Source organism: Polymorphobacter multimanifer, from assembly GCF_014205635.1.
In the GTDB taxonomy this organism is placed as follows: Bacteria; Pseudomonadota; Alphaproteobacteria; order Sphingomonadales; family Sphingomonadaceae; genus Sandarakinorhabdus; species Sandarakinorhabdus multimanifer.
Genome location: NZ_JACIIV010000070.1, coordinates 1 through 1505, shown reverse-complemented (window position 1 = coordinate 1505; position 1505 = coordinate 1). Strand labels below are relative to the sequence as shown.

The 1505-nt window shown below is 70.2% G+C and carries 1 protein-coding gene; it reads left to right on the top strand.

Annotated elements, in window-relative coordinates; translation table 11 throughout:
* On the top strand, positions 1–1505 hold a 1505-nt coding region (locus tag FHS79_RS18470), incomplete at both ends, for a ShlB/FhaC/HecB family hemolysin secretion/activation protein (protein WP_184203315.1).

Below are 1505 nucleotides of genomic sequence, written 5' to 3'. Positions count from 1 at the left end.
GCCCAGCCCGCCGTTCCGTCTGGCGTCATTCCCGGCCGCGATGTTCTTGAGGGGCAGGTTTCGCCCGAGCGGCCGCGCGAGGGTCGGCGGGTGCGGGTGGAAGGCGAGATCGAGCGCAGCCCGTGTGCGCTGGCGGACCCGGCCTATGCCGCGATCCGCGTCACACCGACGCGCTTCGTCTTCAACAACCTGGCCCCGGTCGAGGCGGCCGAACTGGCGCCGCTCTACCAGCGCTACATCGGCACCGACCAGCCGATCAGCATCATCTGCGAGGTCCGCGATGCGGTGGCGACCGAGCTTCGGGCGCGGGGCTATATCGCTGCCGTGCAGGTGCCGGCACAGCGCATCGAGGGCGGGGTGGTGGCACTGGAAGTGCTTTATGCGCGGGTGACGACCGTGCGCGTGCTCGGCGATGCCGGGCGCAACGAAGGGGTGTTCCAGCGGTACCTGTCGAAGCTCGCCAATGGCCAGGTGTTCAACCGCTTCGAGGCCGAGCGCTGGCTGCTGCTGGCGCGCGATGTGCCCGGCCATGACCTGCGGCTGCTGCTCAAGCCCGCCGGCACCGGGGCGGGCGAGATGGTCGCCGAGGTGAGCCTCGAGCGCACGCCGCTGGCGGTCGACTTCAGCGTGCAGAACCTGGCGGCCTCCGAGACCGGGCGCTGGGGCGGGCAGCTGCGCGCCGAGGCCTATGGACTGACGGGGCTTGGGGACCGCACCTCGATCAGCTTCTATGCCACGCCCGACTTTGACGAGCAGATGATCGTGCAGGCGGGGCATGACTTTCTGTTGGGCGGCTCGGGGCTGCGGCTGGGGGGCCGCTTCACCCATGCCTGGACCAACCCCGATGTCCCCGGCCTGCCGCCGATCGAGGCGCGCACTGCCATTGCCGCGGTCGATCTGCGCTATCCGCTGATCCGCCGCCAGGGGGGGTCGCTGGCGTTGACCGGCGGCATGGAGTTCGTGACGCAGCGGGTGCGGTTCAACACCCTCCCCGTCACGCGCGACCGGCTGCGCATCGGCTATCTGCGGCTCGATGGCGAGGCGATAGACATGGTCGGCATCGGCCCCGGCGGGGCGACCGGCTGGCGGCTTTCGGGCGCACTCGAGCTGCGTCATGGCCTCGACATTCTGGCGGCCTCGCCCAATTGCGTCGAGAACATCATCGCCTGCACCGCCCCCGGTGCCTTGCCGCCGGGGTCGATCACCAGCGATTCGAGTGCGTTTCTGGCGCGCTTCCAGGGCCGGGCGGAGCTGCGGCTGGCGCGGCATCTGGTGATCGTGCTCAGCCCGCGGGCGCAGCTCTCGGGGGCATCGCTGCCGAGCTACGAGCAGTTTGCGCTGGGCAATTTCACGCTGGGGCGCGGGTTCGATCCGGGTGCGTTTACTGGCGACAAGGGCGTGGGGCTGGCGACCGAGGTGGCGTTCCCCGGGCAGATCCTCTCGGCGAAGCACCAGCTGGTGGCCGAGCCCTATGTCTTTGCCGATGCGGGCTGGGTGTGGAACCG